Genomic DNA, 16584 nt, shown 5'->3' with positions numbered 1-16584 from the left:
TACATAAATATCAAATTATATATTGTGTATATAAAAATAAACTTGTATTTCATAAATGTACTTTTTATTTCTATTACCTTCATTTTATTAAAGCTCTCACATTATTTATCTAACCTTCCTTTTTATAGGTTTTATCAATAGAGATATGATTATCAACACTACACTTCCAGATATCAACCAATATTTTTCATCAAAACTGCCTTGACTCATAGACATTATAAAGAAATTTCCAACATACTTATCTTTAGTCATCATATTTAAAATTAAATATCCTATAGACACCATATATCCAATGATTGTATTGTTAAATAAATTCGAAAAAAACATTCCCAAACTTCCTACAAACATAGCTGATGCAAAACTTCCAACAATATACTCAGTTACTGGAAAATCTCCACCTAAATAGATTAAAACATTTACAAAACCTATGATTAAAACAGCTATACTTATAATTGACATCAGTATTCTAATTGATTGTACAATAACTTGAGATAGTGATTTTGATGATACTATTTCATCAATCTCTTTTGATTGTTCTAGTGAAAATATAGGTACCAACATTATTATTCCTACTATTACAACATAATTTTCTAAACATATGGCTGACGAAATTCTATCTAAATTAGCTACTCCTTGTATTAGAGGAATCAAACATAACAATATAATTGAACATATCAAATTAATTAAAGTGCTTAATTTGAAGTTTTCTTTTATTAAAACTAAACAGTTTTGAAAGCTTTGATGCAACATCAAGATTCCCCCTTCTTTTTTGCTCATATAAGAATATCGTTAGCAAAACAATCACTAATGCACCTAGACTCATCATAAATCTATTACTCATAATTTGATTAAAGTTTTGTGCAACAATATTCCCACTTAGCACACTATTATGTCTTATCATTAACCCCATTGTTGGATAATCACCTTTAAGACCTGTAGAATTTATACTGTAAAACCACCAAATTAATTGAACAATAATTGCTATTGGTGTATCTGTTAATATAGTAAGGCTCATACCTATAGCTGTAGCTATCATAAGTGTTGGAAGTAGCCACCATATTGTATATTTTATAAATGCTAAATTATCAACTGATATCCCTTCATTTTTGCCAAATGAAATCAAAGGAAGCAAATCTTTTATACCTAAAATTAATACTGGTAATAACATCATAAAAACAAGTGCAAAATATCTTGATAAAACTATTTTGTATGATGATACTTGTTTTGAATAAATAATTTCTCTCATTCTTGAACGTTTATCTTTAAGCGACATGAAAACTGCCACAAACACTGGAAATATACTTAAGACTATACCTATATAATCACAAAAAATTCTTGCATAGCCACTAGTAACTTTATCTTTTTCTATTGTATAGTTATAATTCTGCATCGCTTCATTATAAGAAATTGGAACTACTCCAAATCTTTGCAACTTATCAAAGGCATATGCAGACCCTCCGCCTAAAATATCATCTACTCTTTGCATTATTTCTTCAAATCTTCCAATAGATACTCTTGAATAATCTATTTTTATGCTATCTCCATTTTTCCATAGTGAATTTATTTCCTCAATACTTCTACCAGTTATTTCTTCTATATATTGTTCTAGGGTCTTGGTTTTATTTTGGTCCAATTTTATAGATTTAACTATTCCTGTTGGATATGTTGTATATGAGTTTTCTTGATATTCTCTAATTAAATTTATAGTTGCATTTGGAATGACTTCTTCTGTTTTCATAGATTCTTTTTGACCATATGGATATTGATTGTGTATAGAATAATATTCCTCAATATCTTCTACCCTTTGAGGAGCAACTAATGGATTCCCATCATTAGGAACATTTTTACTTACATCTTTAGAAACTGAACCCCCAAGTTGAGAAACATAGAAAAACACTAAAACTATAATAAAAACATAATATACTATACTTTTTAATATATTTTTACATTCTTTTAAAAATAGATTCATATCTTCTCTCCTCCCATTATAAGCATATAGCCATCTTCAATAGTTGGATTACATTCTACTGCATTTTCAAAAGGTTTATCATCTGATATGACCCTAAGTGTAGCCTTTCCACCTTGAGTCAGCATACCTATAACTACAAATTTATTTTTTATATTTTCAATATCTTTTTTATCTACTTCAATACTATATACTTTTCCTTGAGCTAGTTTTGCTAAAGCCTCAGTAGAGCCATTGTATATAACTTTTCCACTATCTAATATAGCCACATTTTCACATGTAGCTTCTATATCTCCAACAATATGCGTTGATAATATAACAATTCTATCATTTGCAATTTCACATAATAGATTTCTAAATCTTATACGCTCTTCTGGGTCAAGACCTGCTGTTGGTTCATCTACTATTAAAACTCTTGGATTATGAATTAGTGCTTGTGCTATGCCAAGCCTTCTATTCATACCTCCAGATAAAGACTTTACCTTAACATTTTGATGATTAGTAAGGTTTACTTTACTTAATAACTTGCATATAACTTTTCTTCTTTTCCTTAGTGGTATATTCGATAAAACTGCCAAATAATCCATTGCTTTGTATACTGTCATATTGGGATACATTGAAAAATCTTGTGGTAAATAGCCAACCATATTCCTAATATCTTTAGTATTCTCAATAGGAACCCCACACATATCTATTGAACCTTCTGTTTTGGATAATAAGGTAGCTAAAATTCTCATAAAAGTCGTTTTTCCTGCTCCATTTCTTCCTAAAAGCCCAAACATCCCACTGTCAATTTCAAGATTTATACTATCAAGAGCACTTTTTGTTCCAAATCTTTTACTAAGATTAGACACTGATATTTTCATTTCCATATATAAATACACCCCCAGAAATAGTTTTATAGAATTGTATTTCTATAAATTTTTTATTGTATTTTCATAATAAATTCTAAAACTTAAAATATTATTTATAAATTTCTAAATTTTTCCTAAAGATTTTAATTTTTCTACTTTTAATTAGAGTATATATTTTTTTAATTTTTACTTACTTTATTTGTGAATCCGTTTTATATAATAAAAAGATATGGTGGATGGCTAAACGAATTATTTATAATGGATAGCTTTCAATATGATGGTAAGTTGCTATAACGAAAAAATATTGCAGATAACTAAAAAAATTATTGGATATAAGAGATTAGCTTCAAAAGATAATTGATTTGCATAATGAAAAATAGGATAAGTATACAAAAGAATTGTTGGATATAAGAGTTTAGCTTCAAAAGATAGTTGATTTGCATAATGAGAAATAAGATAAGTATACAAAAGAATTGTTGGATATAATAGATTAGCTTCAGAAGATAGTTGATTTGCATAATGAAAAAATAAGATAAGTATACAAAAGAATTGTTGGATATAAGAGATAAATTTTTTAAAAAATTAATTCACATAATAAAAAAACATACTATCTAATTAAAAGAATTATTGAATATGATAGGTTAGCTTCAAAAATAAATCGAGTCACATAATGAAAAAATATTATAGATATACAAGAGAATTATAGAACACAATAGATAAATTTCAAAAATATAATAGACTCAAAACTATAATTAAAAAATCCTCTATTTTATCAATTAAATTAGAATCTGGAAGATTATTAAATGCTTATTATAGACTCATATATTTCAGAATCATATTATATAATCTGTTCTAAGAAATATTTATCACATACTTGTATCCTAATGATACTAACTTAGGATAAATCATTTAGCCTTTTAAGATAAATAAAATATATGTAGCTACACACCACAAGAATCCAAAAATAATTGATATATTTTAAAATGCTACTATTAAATAAATAATTAAAAGGCTAATATGTATCTTCCCTTATAAAATCATACTTCCTCATCTCTAAGATATATAAATGTATTAATCGTTCATAGTTTTTTAGTAATCATCACATTATATAAAATATTACTGCTTGTCTCTCATTAGCAGCTTCTTCTATAAACTTTTTAAGTTCAATCAAATTTGCCCATACATAATCAAAAAACTCTTCTTCATTCTCATCATCCATAACAGGGTAAATATTATTTTCTAACATCTCACTAATATTAAATTTTTCTCTAAACTGCTGCTCTTCCAAACTGTCCATTGCTTCTGATAGCTTCTTTACATCATTAGCTGTAATCAGCATTGCAGGAGGTTCTCCATCAATCTCCATAAATACATTTCCACTCATTACTAGTTTGCTAAATATATTATCATCCTCTCCTCCAAATGGACAACCTGTTAAAGTAAAGTGAATAGCATGCCATGCTTTATCAATACTGATAGTATTATCTTCATCCATATCTCCAAAAAATAAACCTTGTAAGTTATCTTCTGCTTGTTGTAATTTCAAAACATTTTCTTCACTTATTCTAATATAACATCCTATCATACCCATAATTCTATTCCTCCTAAGTAGTGTTTTTTTTATTTTAACACTAAATTTATACAAAGTAATATATCGTTATAAATTAAATAAAACAAAAATTTATGTAGAACAAAAAAATAAGTGTATCTCAAGTTTTAAATGATACACTTATTTTATATTAAAAATTTATTTTTTAAATATCTGTTTTTAACTAAGTATTTTTGTACTACCTATTTTCATCAAATATTTTTATATTATCTATTCTCATTAAATATTTTTTAACTTCTAATTTTCATTGCACATTGAGTATTACAAATTTAGTTATACCATAAATACTACAACTTCTCATATCTATTTTAGATGTTTTACTTATTCCTCTATTTTTTCAACTATTTCAAAATCAATTTCTTTAAAGTCTACATTTACACCCTCAACTTTTATCTTAACTAAATCACCTATCTTATATGACTTCTTAGTTCTTTCTCCTACAACACTATAAGAACTCTCATCATAAATATAATAATCATCATTCATATTTGCAAGTCTTATCAATCCTTCTATAGTATTATCTAGCTCAACAAATATTCCAAATGAAGTTACACTAGATACAACGCCTTCAAACTCTTGACCAACTTTATCCTTCATATAAAGAGCCTTATAGAAATCATGTACATCCCTTTCAGCCAATTCTGCTTTTCTTTCTTTTTCAGATGATTGAACAGATGCATAATCCACTATAGTAGTAAGCTGTTCCTGTCTCTTTCCACTTATCTTATTATTTAAAGATTCTTTTATTATTCTATGAATCTGAAGGTCAGGATATCTTCTTATTGGTGAAGTAAAGTGACAGTAGAATTTAGCTGCTAATCCAAAATGTCCACTACATTCTGGTGAATACTTAGCTTGTTTTAAAGAACGAAGCATTATAGTACTAATAGCACCTTCTTCTTTTTTGCCCTTTATCTTCTCTATTATACCTTGTAATGCCTTTGGATGTACTTCCTCTTTGTCACCCTTTATTACATATCCAAATGTAGATATAAACTTACTCAATTCTTCCATTTTTTCCAAAGATGGTGTCTCATGTATTCTATACACAAATGGTATCCCCATCCAATAAAAATGTTCTGCAATTGTCTCATTACTTATAAGCATAAATTCTTCTATTATCTTATTAGATATTCTTCTCTCATATGGCTTTATATCTGCAACTTCACCGTTTCCATTTAGAATTATCTTTGCTTCTGGGAAATTGAAATCTATAGCCCCTCTTTTTTCCCTTCTTGACATAAGAATCCTAGCTAAGACCTCAGCATTCTTAAAGTCATCTGCAACATGTTCAAAAGTCTTTTTAAGTTTTTCATCATCTTTTTCTAATATGTCAGACACTTCTGTATAAGTCATTCTAGCTTTTGAATTTATTATAGATTCACATATCTCATGTTTAACTACATTTCCTTTATGGTCTATTTCCATAAATATAGAAAGAGTTAACTTATCTTCAAATGGATTTAAACTACATACTCCATTTGAAAGAGTTTTTGGCAACATTGGGATTACTTTATCTACTAGATAAACTGATGTAGCCCTTTTTAAAGCTTCTTTATCGAGTTTATTTTTTTCTCTTACATAATGTGTGACATCAGCTATATGAACTCCTAATTTAAAGTTTTTATTAGGTAATATTTCTATTGATATAGCATCATCTAAATCTTTTGCGTCATCTCCATCTATAGTAAATATGTTTAAATCTCTTAAATCTCTTCTTCTTTTTATCTCTTCTTGAGGAATTTCAACAGCCACAGCCTCAGCTTCTTGCAATACTTTTTTTGGAAACTCTTCTGGAAGACCATGTTCTCTTATTATAGAGTCTATTTCTACGCCTCTTTCACCTTTTTGACCTAGTATCTCTATAATTTTTCCTTCTGGTTTTCTATCCTCTTGTGGCCATACTGTAATTTCACATACTACTTTATCATTATCTACTGCTCCACTAAAATGTTTTTTAGGTATATATATATCTTTAGTAAACTTCTTGTTATCTGGTGTTACAAAGCCAAAAGTTTTACTTGATTGAAAAGTACCCACTATTCTAGTTATCTCTCTCTTTATAACTTTTACTATTCTTCCTTCAGCTCTCTTTTCTTCAGTCGCAGGTACAACTATTTCTGCCATAACTCTATCATTGTGCATAGCTCCATTTATATTGTCACTTGAAATAAATAAATCTTGCGTATACTCAGCATCAGACTCAACAAATCCAAATCCTTTTTTATGTGATACAAATTTTCCAACAAAATATCCCATTTGATTTGGAGATATTATTTTTCCTTTCTTAGTAAAACTTATATAACCATCTTCTTCTAATTCATTTAAAAAATTATAGAACATTGGCATTTCTGATGAATGTATATCAAAAATTTCTGCTAATTCTTCTTTCTTTAGAGGATTATATGCGCTTTCATTTATTAATCCTAACAAACTCTCTTTAAGTCCTGGTATCATTTTTCCCTCCTATTTTAATCTTTCATTATATTATTGTTTATATTACATTACCTTTTATATTCCTTAGAACAAAGCTTTTTTATTAATTACATATAACTTTTTATACTTTTTATTATTCCTACAAGTTAAATTACTTATTTATATTTTGTATTTATTATAAATTGTAAAGTAATAGCTTAAAACACTATTATGCTGATTCTTTAAGAATAAATTATCTGTATAAATGTCATTATGATTGTTTAAATTACTGTTTATTATCTACTTTATCACCTAATTATACACTATCAGATAGGATTGGTAAAATATTCATCTCATATAAGTATTACTATATAATAATTTATTCTATTAGTATACTCAAATCATGTAAAATTTATATAACTCAATTAATTTTTTAAACACAACTTAATAATATAAAACTCATAATAAAAGTAAATTTATATGTTAAATGAGGTTGATTTTTTATTATTTTTTATTTATGCTAGTACTAAAGACTTGCAAACGTTTTTTGACAAGTCTTTATTTTATCTAAACTAAACAAACTTTTTTTTACAAATAAATACATGAAATTTAAACTAATCTACTTATTGGAGGAGATAAAATTGGAAGAAGTAATTGCAAAAATTATTACTATAGAAAATGGATTTAAAGAAATTGAAACTATAGCTAAAAAGATTGTAAAAAATAATGAATCAAAAAAATGTTATTATCTGTCAATCTACTTATATAGATCAGAATACTATCAAGTAAGAGAATTGGCAGTGTTTATACTTGGATTTATATCAATAACAATTTCTGAAGCGTTGTTATTTTTAAAAGATAATGTTAGTAAAGATGAAAACTGGAGAGTACAGGAAATACTAGCTAAATCATTTGATTATTATTGTAGTGAGGTAGGATATGAAAAAGCACTTCCTGTAATAAAAGAATGGATTAATTCTGACAATCCAAACGTAAAAAGAGCTGTCACAGAAGGCCTTAGGATTTGGACCAATCGAGATTATTTTAAATCTAATCCTGATGTCGCTATATCTCTACTTTCTAGTTTAAAAGATAATGATAGTGAATACTTAAGAAAATCTGTTGGTAATGCTCTTAGAGATATAAGTAAAAAATATCCGGATTTAATAAAAAAAGAATTAGACTCATGGGATATCACAAATAAAAAAGTTGAGTTTGTATATAAGCTTGCTTCAAAACGTATATTAGCAAAATAAATTGGAGGTGACCTTATTTGAAAATTCGTGATGAATATACTTGCCCCTTAGAATTAACACATGATATGATAAAAGGCAAATGGAAATCTATTATATTATGGAGATTACGTATGGGACCAACTTCTCTATCAAAACTTGAGAAGGAGATTAATGGTATTAATCAAAAAATGTTGCTTGAACAGCTTAAAGAATTAATCGAATTTGGTCTTGTAGATAAAAAGACATATGATGGTTACCCACTTAAGGTTGAGTATTCACTTACACCTATTCGAGGAAAGCAAATGTTAGATGCTTTGGCTATAATGCAAGATATAGGAATTAACTTTATGCTCGATAATGGCATGGAAGATATACTTAAGGAAAAAGGTATTTTAAAATAAATAGATACCCCCTAAATAGATACACACAAAAAAGTAAGTAATTTACCATTATTTTCAATTGGTATATAATTAAATTACAGAAATATTCTATTAATTTATTATATATTTAGGAGGTAAATTATTATGAAAGTAACTAGTACTGGTATAGTAAATGGCGTTATAGAAGATAAATATGGAAAAAGAGGAACTCAATTCAATGAAGGTGGTATGCCTACATACTCACTACCTCTAAAGTTTGAAGATGCTCCAAAGAATACAGTATCCTTTGCAGTATTTTTAGAAGACAAAGATTCTGTCCCTGTATGTGGATTTGCGTGGATACATTGGTTAGCTGTAAATATAACAAGAGATGAATTAAGTGAAAATGAAAGTATAACAGCTACTGATTTTGTTCAAGGGACTACTAGCTGGCATGGTAAACTAGGAGGTCTTGACAGATTAGAAGCCAGTGTATATGGTGGTATGGCACCTCCAGACAGACCTCATGTTTATGAAATACATGTATTTGCACTTGATACTATTCTTGACCTTGAAAAAGGATTCTATATGAATGAGTTTTTTAAAGCTATGGATGGACACGTTTTAGATACATTTACATTAAAAGGAAGTTATTCTAACTAATTAGATTGACTATAGCTAATCATTAATTAAATGTCTACATTTGATTAATGATTAGCTTAATTGTTATTAGAGTATTTTTTATATTTTAATTAATAGATTACATTAAATCCTGCGATTTACATAAAATTTAACACTCTACATGAAATTCAATAATAAATATAAAATTCAACAATCAAGATAAATCGTATCAGTTTATAAAATCAAATAAATTTATGTTAAGTTTATCAATATATAAAATCTTAAGGAGTTGTTATGATAAAAAAAATAGACCATATAGTAATTACTACTAATAATATAGAAAATTGTATCAAATTTTATACAAAAATTGGTTTTACATTTAAGGAAATGAATAAAAGATATGAGCTTTATGCTGGAGATTTTAAGATAAATGTCCATATAAAAGGTCATGAACTTTCACCACATAGCAAAAACGTACAAACGGGTAGTGCTGATTTATGTTTTGAAATAAATGAAAATATTGATGAGACAAAAAAATACTTAGAACAAAATGATATTCAAGTTGAACAAGGAATTGTAGAGCGTACAGGAGTCTTTGGTAAAATGAAATCCATTTATTTAAGGGACCCTGATGGAAATTTAATTGAATTATCGAGTTATGGAGAATAGACTTTGGAAAATTTAATTTTATCAGTAAATGTTGTTCTTCCTTTGTTTCTCACAATGTCACTTGGATATGTTCTAAAAAAATTAGGCTTATTTGATGAACACACTTTAAATAAAATGAATAATGTTTGTTTCAAATCCTTCTTGCCATTATTATTATTTTTTAACATATATAACACAGATTTAAATGGCTCTCTTAATTTTAGACTTATGATTGTAGCTGTTATAATCATTTTTTCAACCTTCTTAATCCTAGTTTTTATTATCCCTAAAATTGAAAAAGATAATAAATCAAGAGGTGCATTAATACAAGGTATATTCCGTAGCAATTTCGTTATATTTGGTATACCTATAACAATCTCACTATTTGGAGATAAGAGCATTGGAGTCACATCTTTATTAATTGCAGTCATTGTACCTATGTTTAATGTATTATCTGTTGTAATACTTGAAATTTTTAGAGGTGGAAAAGTAAACATAAAACATATGATTAAAGGTATTATAACAAATCCACTTATAATAGCTTCTGCAATAGGTCTTATTATGTTAATTTTAGATATTAATATCCCTACATTTTTACATAAGACAATTGGAGATATATCTAAAATTGCAACACCTTTATCCCTTATAATATTAGGAGGCTCTTTTAGTTTTTCTTCTATAAAGGGACATCTAAGACCCATTTTATTGGGGGTATGTGGAAGACTTATACTTGTACCTACTATATTCTTGCCAATTAGTATTCTTCTTGGATTTAGAAATGTAGAATTAGCCTCACTTATGATAATGTTATCTGCTCCAACTGCTGTTTCTTCATTTACAATGGCACAACAGATGGATTCTGATAGTGAACTAGCTGGTCAAATTGTAGTATTTACCTCTGCATTTTCTATAATTACAGTATTTTTAATAATATTTATTTTAAAACAGAATAATCTTATTTAAATTAATCTTATCTAAATATTTAGATTTACTTATTAAATGTTCAAATTTGCTTATATGACATTTTATAGTTGTATGCTTTTACTTCTACATAATGTTTACGATATAAGCCTTATTGAAGATTATTTTATAAAATATTATGAAAGTGTTATTTATATTTACAAAATACTAGCCATACTATAAAACTTAATGGAGATGACTTTATGAAACCTTGTAAAAATACTGCTGCTATTTGTGGCTTATTTTGTGGCACTTGTCCAAGTTGTAATAAACTAATTATCTGGTTTGATAAAGATACACATAAATATAAATAATCAAAATATCTAACTTAATCTTTAAAATAAAAACAGGACTAACAATGTAAAATTATTAGTCCTGTTTTATTTTTTACTTTACGTATTTTCATTAAAAACTAAATTTAATTTTTAAATATTTTCCAAATGCACTAATTAAATAATGGCCAGTTATTCAACAATATCATTACTTCTTAACTATAAGTAATGCCAATGCATTTATAAAAAATAATACTGCTGTTATCTTTGTAACTCTAGCAAGAAATGCTTGTTTACCTTTTGGTTTAAAGTAAGCTTGACTTCCTTCTCCACCAAACTCTGAAGGCAAAGCATTCTTTGAATCTTGAGGCATTATGCTAATTACTAGTAAAATCCCTAGTACTACTTGCACACCCATTAAAATGTTGCTCATTATTGCCCCTCCTATCTATTTATTACTTAAATTTCATTACTCTTTAGTGTATCACAATAATATAGTCATTTCAAGACTATTAAGCCATAAATAACAAACAAAAATAATATGCAATTACTATATCTTTTTTGAATAACGTACTTCTAATAATTTGTTCCCAATATGTATCTCTTTCTCAAAATCATCACAAGTAAAACCATTTTTTTTATAGAATTTTATAGCTCTAGTATTGTCTTTTAGAACCCATATCGTTATATGTGAATATCCTAAATTGCTTAATCTATCAATGCAAAATTGTAATCCTTTTTTTGTAACAGATGTTCCCCAAAAATCAGGATGGAAATATATAGAATATATTTCTCCAATACATTTTGGAGCATTATCCTCTTGGCTTCTATTTAATGAAGCAAAACCAGCAGGTATATCATTCACTTTAAAAAGATAATATTCCTCTTCAGCTTTTGGAATAACACTTTGGAAAACTTCTGCTCTTTTTTCAGAAGTGAATTCATCTATTATCTTATCTGGAATAATTCCTTTATACGCTTTTCTCCATGAACAAGAATGTATAAGACCCATTTCTGTAGCATTTTCAATTGTAGCTCGTATAATCTCTAAATTCATAAAAACACCATCCTATTGACAAATTAATCCGATTATCGTACTATATTAGTACGACAATCGTATCATATATGGAGGTAAAAGTCAATGAATCCTGTAAAAGAGCTAAACAACCTGTGGCATATTGTTAGTATGCAGATGAAAACAGAAATGTGTAGTGGTAAGTATCCTACTATTCATGGTATTTCTTTAGTAGAATTAAGTATTTTAGAAATAGTTGAACAGTATCCAAATAGTATGATGAAAGAAATTAGTGAAATTTTAGAATTGCCAAAAAGCACATTAACAAGTGCTGTAAAACGTCTTGAATTAAAAAAATTTATTAAAAAGAATCCCTGTATTAAAGATAAAAGGGGGTATAACTTAGTCTTAACTGAATTAGGTTTAAAGGCTCAACAAGAACATAGAGATATAGAAATAATTGTATTTAGAAATCTCTTACATCAATTAGATAAAGATGAAATAGAAACTTTTATTCGTATTTTTTCTAAAGCTGTGAATAAAAGTAAGAAATGAAACATAAAAAAAGGATAAGTGAATTGAAAAATCAACTATCACTTATCCCTTATAAGATGAATTTTTATCTTTTATGTTATCTTTTTAATCTTTAATACCATATTTTTAATCTTTAATACCATATTTTTAATCTTCAATAACTATTTTTTTAAATTATAGAAAGATTTTAATCCACAGTATCTAGCTTGCTCTCCAACCATTTCTTCTATTCTTAATAATTGGTTGTACTTAGCAACTCTATCAGTTCTTGATGGAGCACCAGTTTTTATTTGACCAGCGTTTACTGCAACAGCTAAATCTGCTATAGTAGAATCTTCAGTTTCTCCTGATCTATGAGATATAACAGCAGTATATCCTGCTCTCTTAGCCATTTCTATAGCATCTAAAGTCTCAGTTATTGTACCTATTTGGTTAACTTTAACTAATATAGAGTTAGCTACTCCATTTTCAATTCCTTTTTCTAATCTCTCTGTATTAGTAACAAATAAGTCGTCACCAACTAATTGTAATTTATTTCCTAATTTTTCAGTTAATAATTTCCATCCATCCCAATCTTCTTCATCTAAACCATCTTCTATAGTTATTATTGGGAAGTTGTTTGACCAATCTTCATATAAAGCAACCATTTCAGCAGCAGTTAACTCTTTTCCTTCTCCTGCTAAAACATATTTTTTAGTATCTTTGTTGTACATTTCTGTAGCAGCAACGTCAAGTCCTAACATAACATCTTCCCCTGGCTTATATCCAGCTTTTGTTATAGCTTCAACTATTAATTCTAAAGCTTCTCTGTTTGAACCTAAGTTTGGAGCAAATCCACCTTCGTCACCAACACCACAAGCTAATCCTTTTTCTCCTAAAACTTTCTTTAATGAATGGAATACTTCTGCACCCATTCTTAAACCTTCTTTAAAGCAACAAGCACCTACTGGTAATATCATGAACTCTTGAACATCAACGTTATTATCAGCATGCTCTCCACCATTTAATATGTTCATCATTGGAACAGGTAATTGCTTAGCATTTACTCCACCTAAATATTGGAATAATGGAAGACCTATTTCATCAGCAGCTGCTCTAGCTACTGCCATTGAAACACCTAATATAGCATTAGCTCCTAATTTTCCTTTGTTTGGAGTTCCATCTAACTCTATCATTATTGCATCTATAGCTGGTTGGTCAAATGCATCCATTCCTTCTATTTCTGGTGCTATTATTTCATTTACGTTAGCAACAGCTATTTCTACACCTTTTCCTAAGTATCTGTCTTTATCTCCATCTCTTAATTCAACAGCTTCAAAAGCTCCTGTAGATGCTCCTGATGGAACTATTGCTCTTCCCATCGCTCCATCTTCTAATACTACTTCAACTTCTACAGTTGGATTTCCTCTTGAGTCTAATACTTCTCTAGCATATACTAATTCAATAACTGACATTTGTATATCTCCCTTCGATTTTCTATTAGTTAAATTTTCATTTGATGTAAACTTACGTCTACTATTTTACTCTACTTTTTATATTATAGTACATAAAGACTTTTTTGAAAATTAGGTACAAATTTATTTGATGGGTAAATTTGTAAAAGTTCCTATTTTTATTTTATTTTTTATAATATTTTAACTTATATAGTATTAAAAAACTTGACTAAAATTCAAAAGTAACCTTTAATACATAACATTATAACTAGATTTAAAACATTAAACATAAAATGTACAACTAATGATTCTAAAATTTTTGCTTATATTTATATTTTCTTTTCTACTTATCAGAGTTAATTATCTTGAGATAAGTGAATGACCAGTCATTTCTTCTGGTTTTTCTAACTTCATCATATCTAAAACAGTTGGTGCTATATCGGACAATCTTCCTCCATCCAATAACTTTGCACTTTCAAATTCTTGACCAACTACAATAAATGGTACTGGATTAATAGAATGAGCTGTTACAGTCTTTCCTGTTTCTGGGTCTAACATATATTCAGCATTTCCGTGGTCAGCAGTTATTATTGCACTTCCACCTAATTCTACTATTCTATCTATTAATTTTCCTACACAAGTATCCACAGTCTCAACAGCTTTTATAGCCGCCTCTACACTTCCTGTGTGACCTACCATATCAGGGTTTGCAAAGTTTAACACTATAAAGTCAAACTTATCTTCTCCTAATTTCTCCAAAGCTTTATCTGTCAATTCATATGCTGACATTTCTGGTTGTAAATCATAAGTTGCAACCTTTGGAGAAGGTATCAATAATCTTTCTTCGCCTTTATTTGGTTCTTCTACTCCACCATTGAAGAAGAAAGTTACATGTGCATACTTTTCAGTTTCAGCAGCTCTAAGTTGAGTCTTTCCATTGTTAGCTAGATACTCACCTAGAGTATTAGCTAAAGATTGAGGCCCAAATGCTATATGCACGTTTTTTATAGTTATATCGTACTCTGTTAAGCACACAAAGAAGTTTTTAATATCTTCTCTTTTAAATCCATCAAACTCTTCACAAACTAGAGCTCTAGTTATTTGTCTAGCTCTATCTGGTCTAAAGTTAAAGAATATAATTGAATCATTTTCCTTTATACTTCCAACTGCCTTATCATCTTTCATAATAACTGTTGGCATTATAAACTCATCATTTTTTCCATTGTCATAAGAGTTTTGAATAGCTTCCTCAATAGAAGTTGCTTTTTCACCAATACCTCTAACCATAGCATTGTATGCAAGCTCTACTCTTTCCCATCTCTTATCTCTATCCATAGCATAATATCTACCAGAAACTGTAGCAAATTCTCCTACTCCAATTTCATCCATACTAGCTTGTACTTCTTTAGCATATTCAAGTGCACTCTGAGGGTCAGTGTCTCTACCATCAGTAAATGCATGAACATACACCTTTTTTATACCTTTATCTTTTGCCATTTTGATTATAGCTTTAAGATGGTCTATATGTGAATGTACTCCTCCATCAGACAAAAGTCCCATTACATGAAGAGAATGCTCTTTTGCATTATCCATAGCTTCACATAAAACTTCATTATTAAAAAAGTCACCATCTTTTATAGATTTTGTTATTCTAGTTAAATCCTGATACACAATTCTACCTGCACCTATATTAGTATGACCAACTTCTGAATTTCCCATTTGACCATCAGGTAAACCAACATCAAGACCACTAGCATTTATCAATGTGTTTGGATACTCTTTCATTATTTTATCTAAGTTAGGAGTTTTGGACTTAGCAATTGCATTTCCATTAACATCCTTATTATATCCAAACCCGTCCATAATAATTAAAGCAACTGGTTTTTTCATCATTTCACTCCTTAGAAATTAACAAGGTCTAGGTAGTCATTACTAGCTAAACTAGCTCCACCTACTAAAGCTCCATCTATATCACTTTGACCCATTATTTCAGCTACATTTGAAGGTTTAACACTTCCACCATATTGTATTCTAACTTCATTAGCTAATTCTCCATATAATCCTTTTATAACTTCTCTTATATATGATATAACATCATTAGCATCTTCAGCAGTTGCAGTTTTACCAGTTCCAATAGCCCAGATTGGCTCATATGCAACGACTACTTTTGCTAAATCATCTTTAAGAACATTTTCTAAAGCTTTTTCAACTTGAACTTTACAAACATCTTTAGTTTTTCCAGCTTCTCTTTGCTCTAAAGTTTCTCCAACGCATAGTATTGGGTCTATCTCTACTTCTAAAGCTTTTAAAACTTTTTTATTTACAGTTTCATCAGTTTCATTGAAGTATTGTCTTCTTTCTGAATGTCCTATTACAACATAGTCCATATCTATTTCTTTTAACATAAGAGGTGAAACTTCTCCTGTAAATGCTCCCTTTTCTTCAAAGTGCATATTTTGAGCACCTATCTTTATATTTGTACCCTTAGTAGCTTCTTTTAAATCCTTTAATAAAGTAAATGGTGCACATATAACAGCTTCTACTTTATCAGAATTCACTTTATCTTTTACTTCATTTACAAATTCTAAAGCTTCTTTTATTGTTTTATGCATTTTCCAGTTTCCTGCAATTATAGGTTTTCTCATTTTACAATCTCCTCTATA

At 28.2% G+C, this 16584-nt stretch carries 16 protein-coding genes; 6 read left to right on the top strand and 10 right to left on the bottom strand.

The window, feature by feature from the left end; all coding sequences use genetic code 11:
• Positions 1–105: 105 nt before the first annotated feature.
• The 5 genes from Q3287_RS09605 to rnr form a co-directional block, all read right to left on the bottom strand.
• Complete coding sequence (locus Q3287_RS09605) at positions 106–750, bottom strand: ABC transporter permease (protein ID WP_407963985.1); 645 nt, start codon at positions 748–750, stop codon at positions 106–108.
• Positions 680–1969, bottom strand: a complete 1290-nt coding sequence (locus tag Q3287_RS09600; RefSeq protein WP_407963984.1) for an ABC transporter permease — start codon at positions 1967–1969, stop codon at positions 680–682. The genes Q3287_RS09605 and Q3287_RS09600 overlap by 71 nt, the downstream gene beginning before the upstream one ends.
• Positions 1966–2838: an ABC transporter ATP-binding protein gene (locus Q3287_RS09595; RefSeq protein WP_407963983.1), complete on the bottom strand. Its 873-nt coding sequence runs from the start codon at positions 2836–2838 to the stop codon at positions 1966–1968. Before Q3287_RS09595 ends, Q3287_RS09600 begins: the two co-directional genes overlap by 4 nt.
• A 1081-nt stretch (positions 2839–3919) precedes the next feature.
• Positions 3920–4411, bottom strand: a complete 492-nt coding sequence (locus Q3287_RS09590; protein ID WP_407963982.1) for a YfbM family protein — start codon at positions 4409–4411, stop codon at positions 3920–3922.
• A gap of 339 nt (positions 4412–4750) precedes the next feature.
• Positions 4751–6886, bottom strand: coding sequence for a ribonuclease R (rnr, locus tag Q3287_RS09585; RefSeq protein ID WP_054271641.1), 2136 nt, complete (start codon positions 6884–6886; stop codon positions 4751–4753).
• 599 nt (positions 6887–7485) lie between these two features.
• On the opposite strand from rnr, the gene Q3287_RS09580 reads away from it, so the two are divergent.
• From Q3287_RS09580 to Q3287_RS09560, 5 genes are all read left to right on the top strand, one after another.
• The gene (locus Q3287_RS09580; RefSeq protein WP_074179913.1) at positions 7486–8100 is read left to right on the top strand and encodes a HEAT repeat domain-containing protein; all 615 of its coding nucleotides are present in this window, start codon (positions 7486–7488) and stop codon (positions 8098–8100) included.
• 17 nt (positions 8101–8117) lie between these two features.
• Complete coding sequence (locus Q3287_RS09575) at positions 8118–8480, top strand: winged helix-turn-helix transcriptional regulator (protein ID WP_407963981.1); 363 nt, start codon at positions 8118–8120, stop codon at positions 8478–8480.
• A 123-nt stretch (positions 8481–8603) separates the two neighbouring features.
• Positions 8604–9101, top strand: coding sequence for a YbhB/YbcL family Raf kinase inhibitor-like protein (locus Q3287_RS09570; protein ID WP_054271644.1), 498 nt, complete (start codon positions 8604–8606; stop codon positions 9099–9101).
• Positions 9102–9353: 252 nt separating this feature from the next.
• Positions 9354–9728, top strand: a complete 375-nt coding sequence (locus Q3287_RS09565; RefSeq protein WP_236877185.1) for a VOC family protein — start codon at positions 9354–9356, stop codon at positions 9726–9728.
• Positions 9729–9731: 3 nt separating this feature from the next.
• Positions 9732–10670 carry an AEC family transporter gene (locus tag Q3287_RS09560; protein WP_407963980.1) on the top strand — a complete coding sequence of 313 codons (939 nt, stop codon included), beginning with the start codon at positions 9732–9734 and terminating at the stop codon, positions 10668–10670.
• A gap of 477 nt (positions 10671–11147) precedes the next feature.
• Here Q3287_RS09560 and secG read toward each other — a convergent pair whose 3' ends face one another.
• Together secG and Q3287_RS09550 are read right to left on the bottom strand one after the other, a co-directional pair.
• Complete coding sequence (secG, locus tag Q3287_RS09555; protein ID WP_003421948.1) at positions 11148–11372, bottom strand: preprotein translocase subunit SecG; 225 nt, start codon at positions 11370–11372, stop codon at positions 11148–11150.
• A 117-nt stretch (positions 11373–11489) separates the two neighbouring features.
• A complete protein-coding gene (locus Q3287_RS09550) occupies positions 11490–11996 on the bottom strand; it encodes a GNAT family N-acetyltransferase (RefSeq protein ID WP_054271646.1) in 507 nt (168 codons plus the stop codon).
• 84 nt (positions 11997–12080) lie between these two features.
• Here Q3287_RS09550 and Q3287_RS09545 point away from each other — a divergent pair, with 84 nt between their 5' ends.
• Positions 12081–12509 carry a MarR family winged helix-turn-helix transcriptional regulator gene (locus tag Q3287_RS09545; protein ID WP_054277596.1) on the top strand — a complete coding sequence of 143 codons (429 nt, stop codon included), beginning with the start codon at positions 12081–12083 and terminating at the stop codon, positions 12507–12509.
• 140 nt (positions 12510–12649) lie between these two features.
• Here Q3287_RS09545 and eno read toward each other — a convergent pair whose 3' ends face one another.
• From eno to tpiA, 3 genes are all read right to left on the bottom strand, one after another.
• Entirely contained in the window at positions 12650–13942 is a 1293-nt protein-coding gene (gene eno / locus Q3287_RS09540) for a phosphopyruvate hydratase (RefSeq protein ID WP_054271648.1), read from the bottom strand.
• A 339-nt stretch (positions 13943–14281) separates the two neighbouring features.
• On the bottom strand, positions 14282–15811 hold the full coding sequence (gpmI, locus tag Q3287_RS09535) for a 2,3-bisphosphoglycerate-independent phosphoglycerate mutase (protein WP_407963979.1): 1530 nt from the start codon (positions 15809–15811) through the stop codon (positions 14282–14284).
• Between the two features lie 11 nt (positions 15812–15822).
• Positions 15823–16566 carry a triose-phosphate isomerase gene (gene tpiA, locus Q3287_RS09530; RefSeq protein WP_054271650.1) on the bottom strand — a complete coding sequence of 248 codons (744 nt, stop codon included), beginning with the start codon at positions 16564–16566 and terminating at the stop codon, positions 15823–15825.
• Between the last annotated feature and the right edge of the window lie 18 nt (positions 16567–16584).

The sequence above is a fragment of the Clostridioides sp. GD02404 genome (assembly GCF_045898275.1).
Classification (GTDB): domain Bacteria; phylum Bacillota; class Clostridia; order Peptostreptococcales; family Peptostreptococcaceae; genus Clostridioides; species Clostridioides difficile_A.
The sequence above is the reverse complement of the archived record's forward strand: the minus strand, read 5'-3'. Positions and strand labels throughout refer to the sequence as shown.

What these genes read in the sequence shown, in the direction of transcription:
- Q3287_RS09570 (WP_054271644.1), top strand. Translation starts at nt 8,604, where the DNA reads ATGAAAGTAACTAGTACTGGTATAGTAAATGGCGTTATAGAAGATAAA.
- Q3287_RS09595 (WP_407963983.1), bottom strand. Translation starts at nt 2,838, where the DNA reads ATGGAAATGAAAATATCAGTGTCTAATCTTAGTAAAAGATTTGGAACA.
- rnr (WP_054271641.1), bottom strand. Translation starts at nt 6,886, where the DNA reads ATGATACCAGGACTTAAAGAGAGTTTGTTAGGATTAATAAATGAAAGC.
- Q3287_RS09550 (WP_054271646.1), bottom strand. Translation starts at nt 11,996, where the DNA reads ATGAATTTAGAGATTATACGAGCTACAATTGAAAATGCTACAGAAATG.
- Q3287_RS09605 (WP_407963985.1), bottom strand. Translation starts at nt 750, where the DNA reads ATGTTGCATCAAAGCTTTCAAAACTGTTTAGTTTTAATAAAAGAAAAC.
- Q3287_RS09565 (WP_236877185.1), top strand. Translation starts at nt 9,354, where the DNA reads ATGATAAAAAAAATAGACCATATAGTAATTACTACTAATAATATAGAA.
- Q3287_RS09545 (WP_054277596.1), top strand. Translation starts at nt 12,081, where the DNA reads ATGAATCCTGTAAAAGAGCTAAACAACCTGTGGCATATTGTTAGTATG.
- Q3287_RS09590 (WP_407963982.1), bottom strand. Translation starts at nt 4,411, where the DNA reads ATGGGTATGATAGGATGTTATATTAGAATAAGTGAAGAAAATGTTTTG.
- eno (WP_054271648.1), bottom strand. Translation starts at nt 13,942, where the DNA reads ATGTCAGTTATTGAATTAGTATATGCTAGAGAAGTATTAGACTCAAGA.
- tpiA (WP_054271650.1), bottom strand. Translation starts at nt 16,566, where the DNA reads ATGAGAAAACCTATAATTGCAGGAAACTGGAAAATGCATAAAACAATA.
- gpmI (WP_407963979.1), bottom strand. Translation starts at nt 15,811, where the DNA reads ATGAAAAAACCAGTTGCTTTAATTATTATGGACGGGTTTGGATATAAT.
- Q3287_RS09600 (WP_407963984.1), bottom strand. Translation starts at nt 1,969, where the DNA reads ATGAATCTATTTTTAAAAGAATGTAAAAATATATTAAAAAGTATAGTA.
- secG (WP_003421948.1), bottom strand. Translation starts at nt 11,372, where the DNA reads ATGAGCAACATTTTAATGGGTGTGCAAGTAGTACTAGGGATTTTACTA.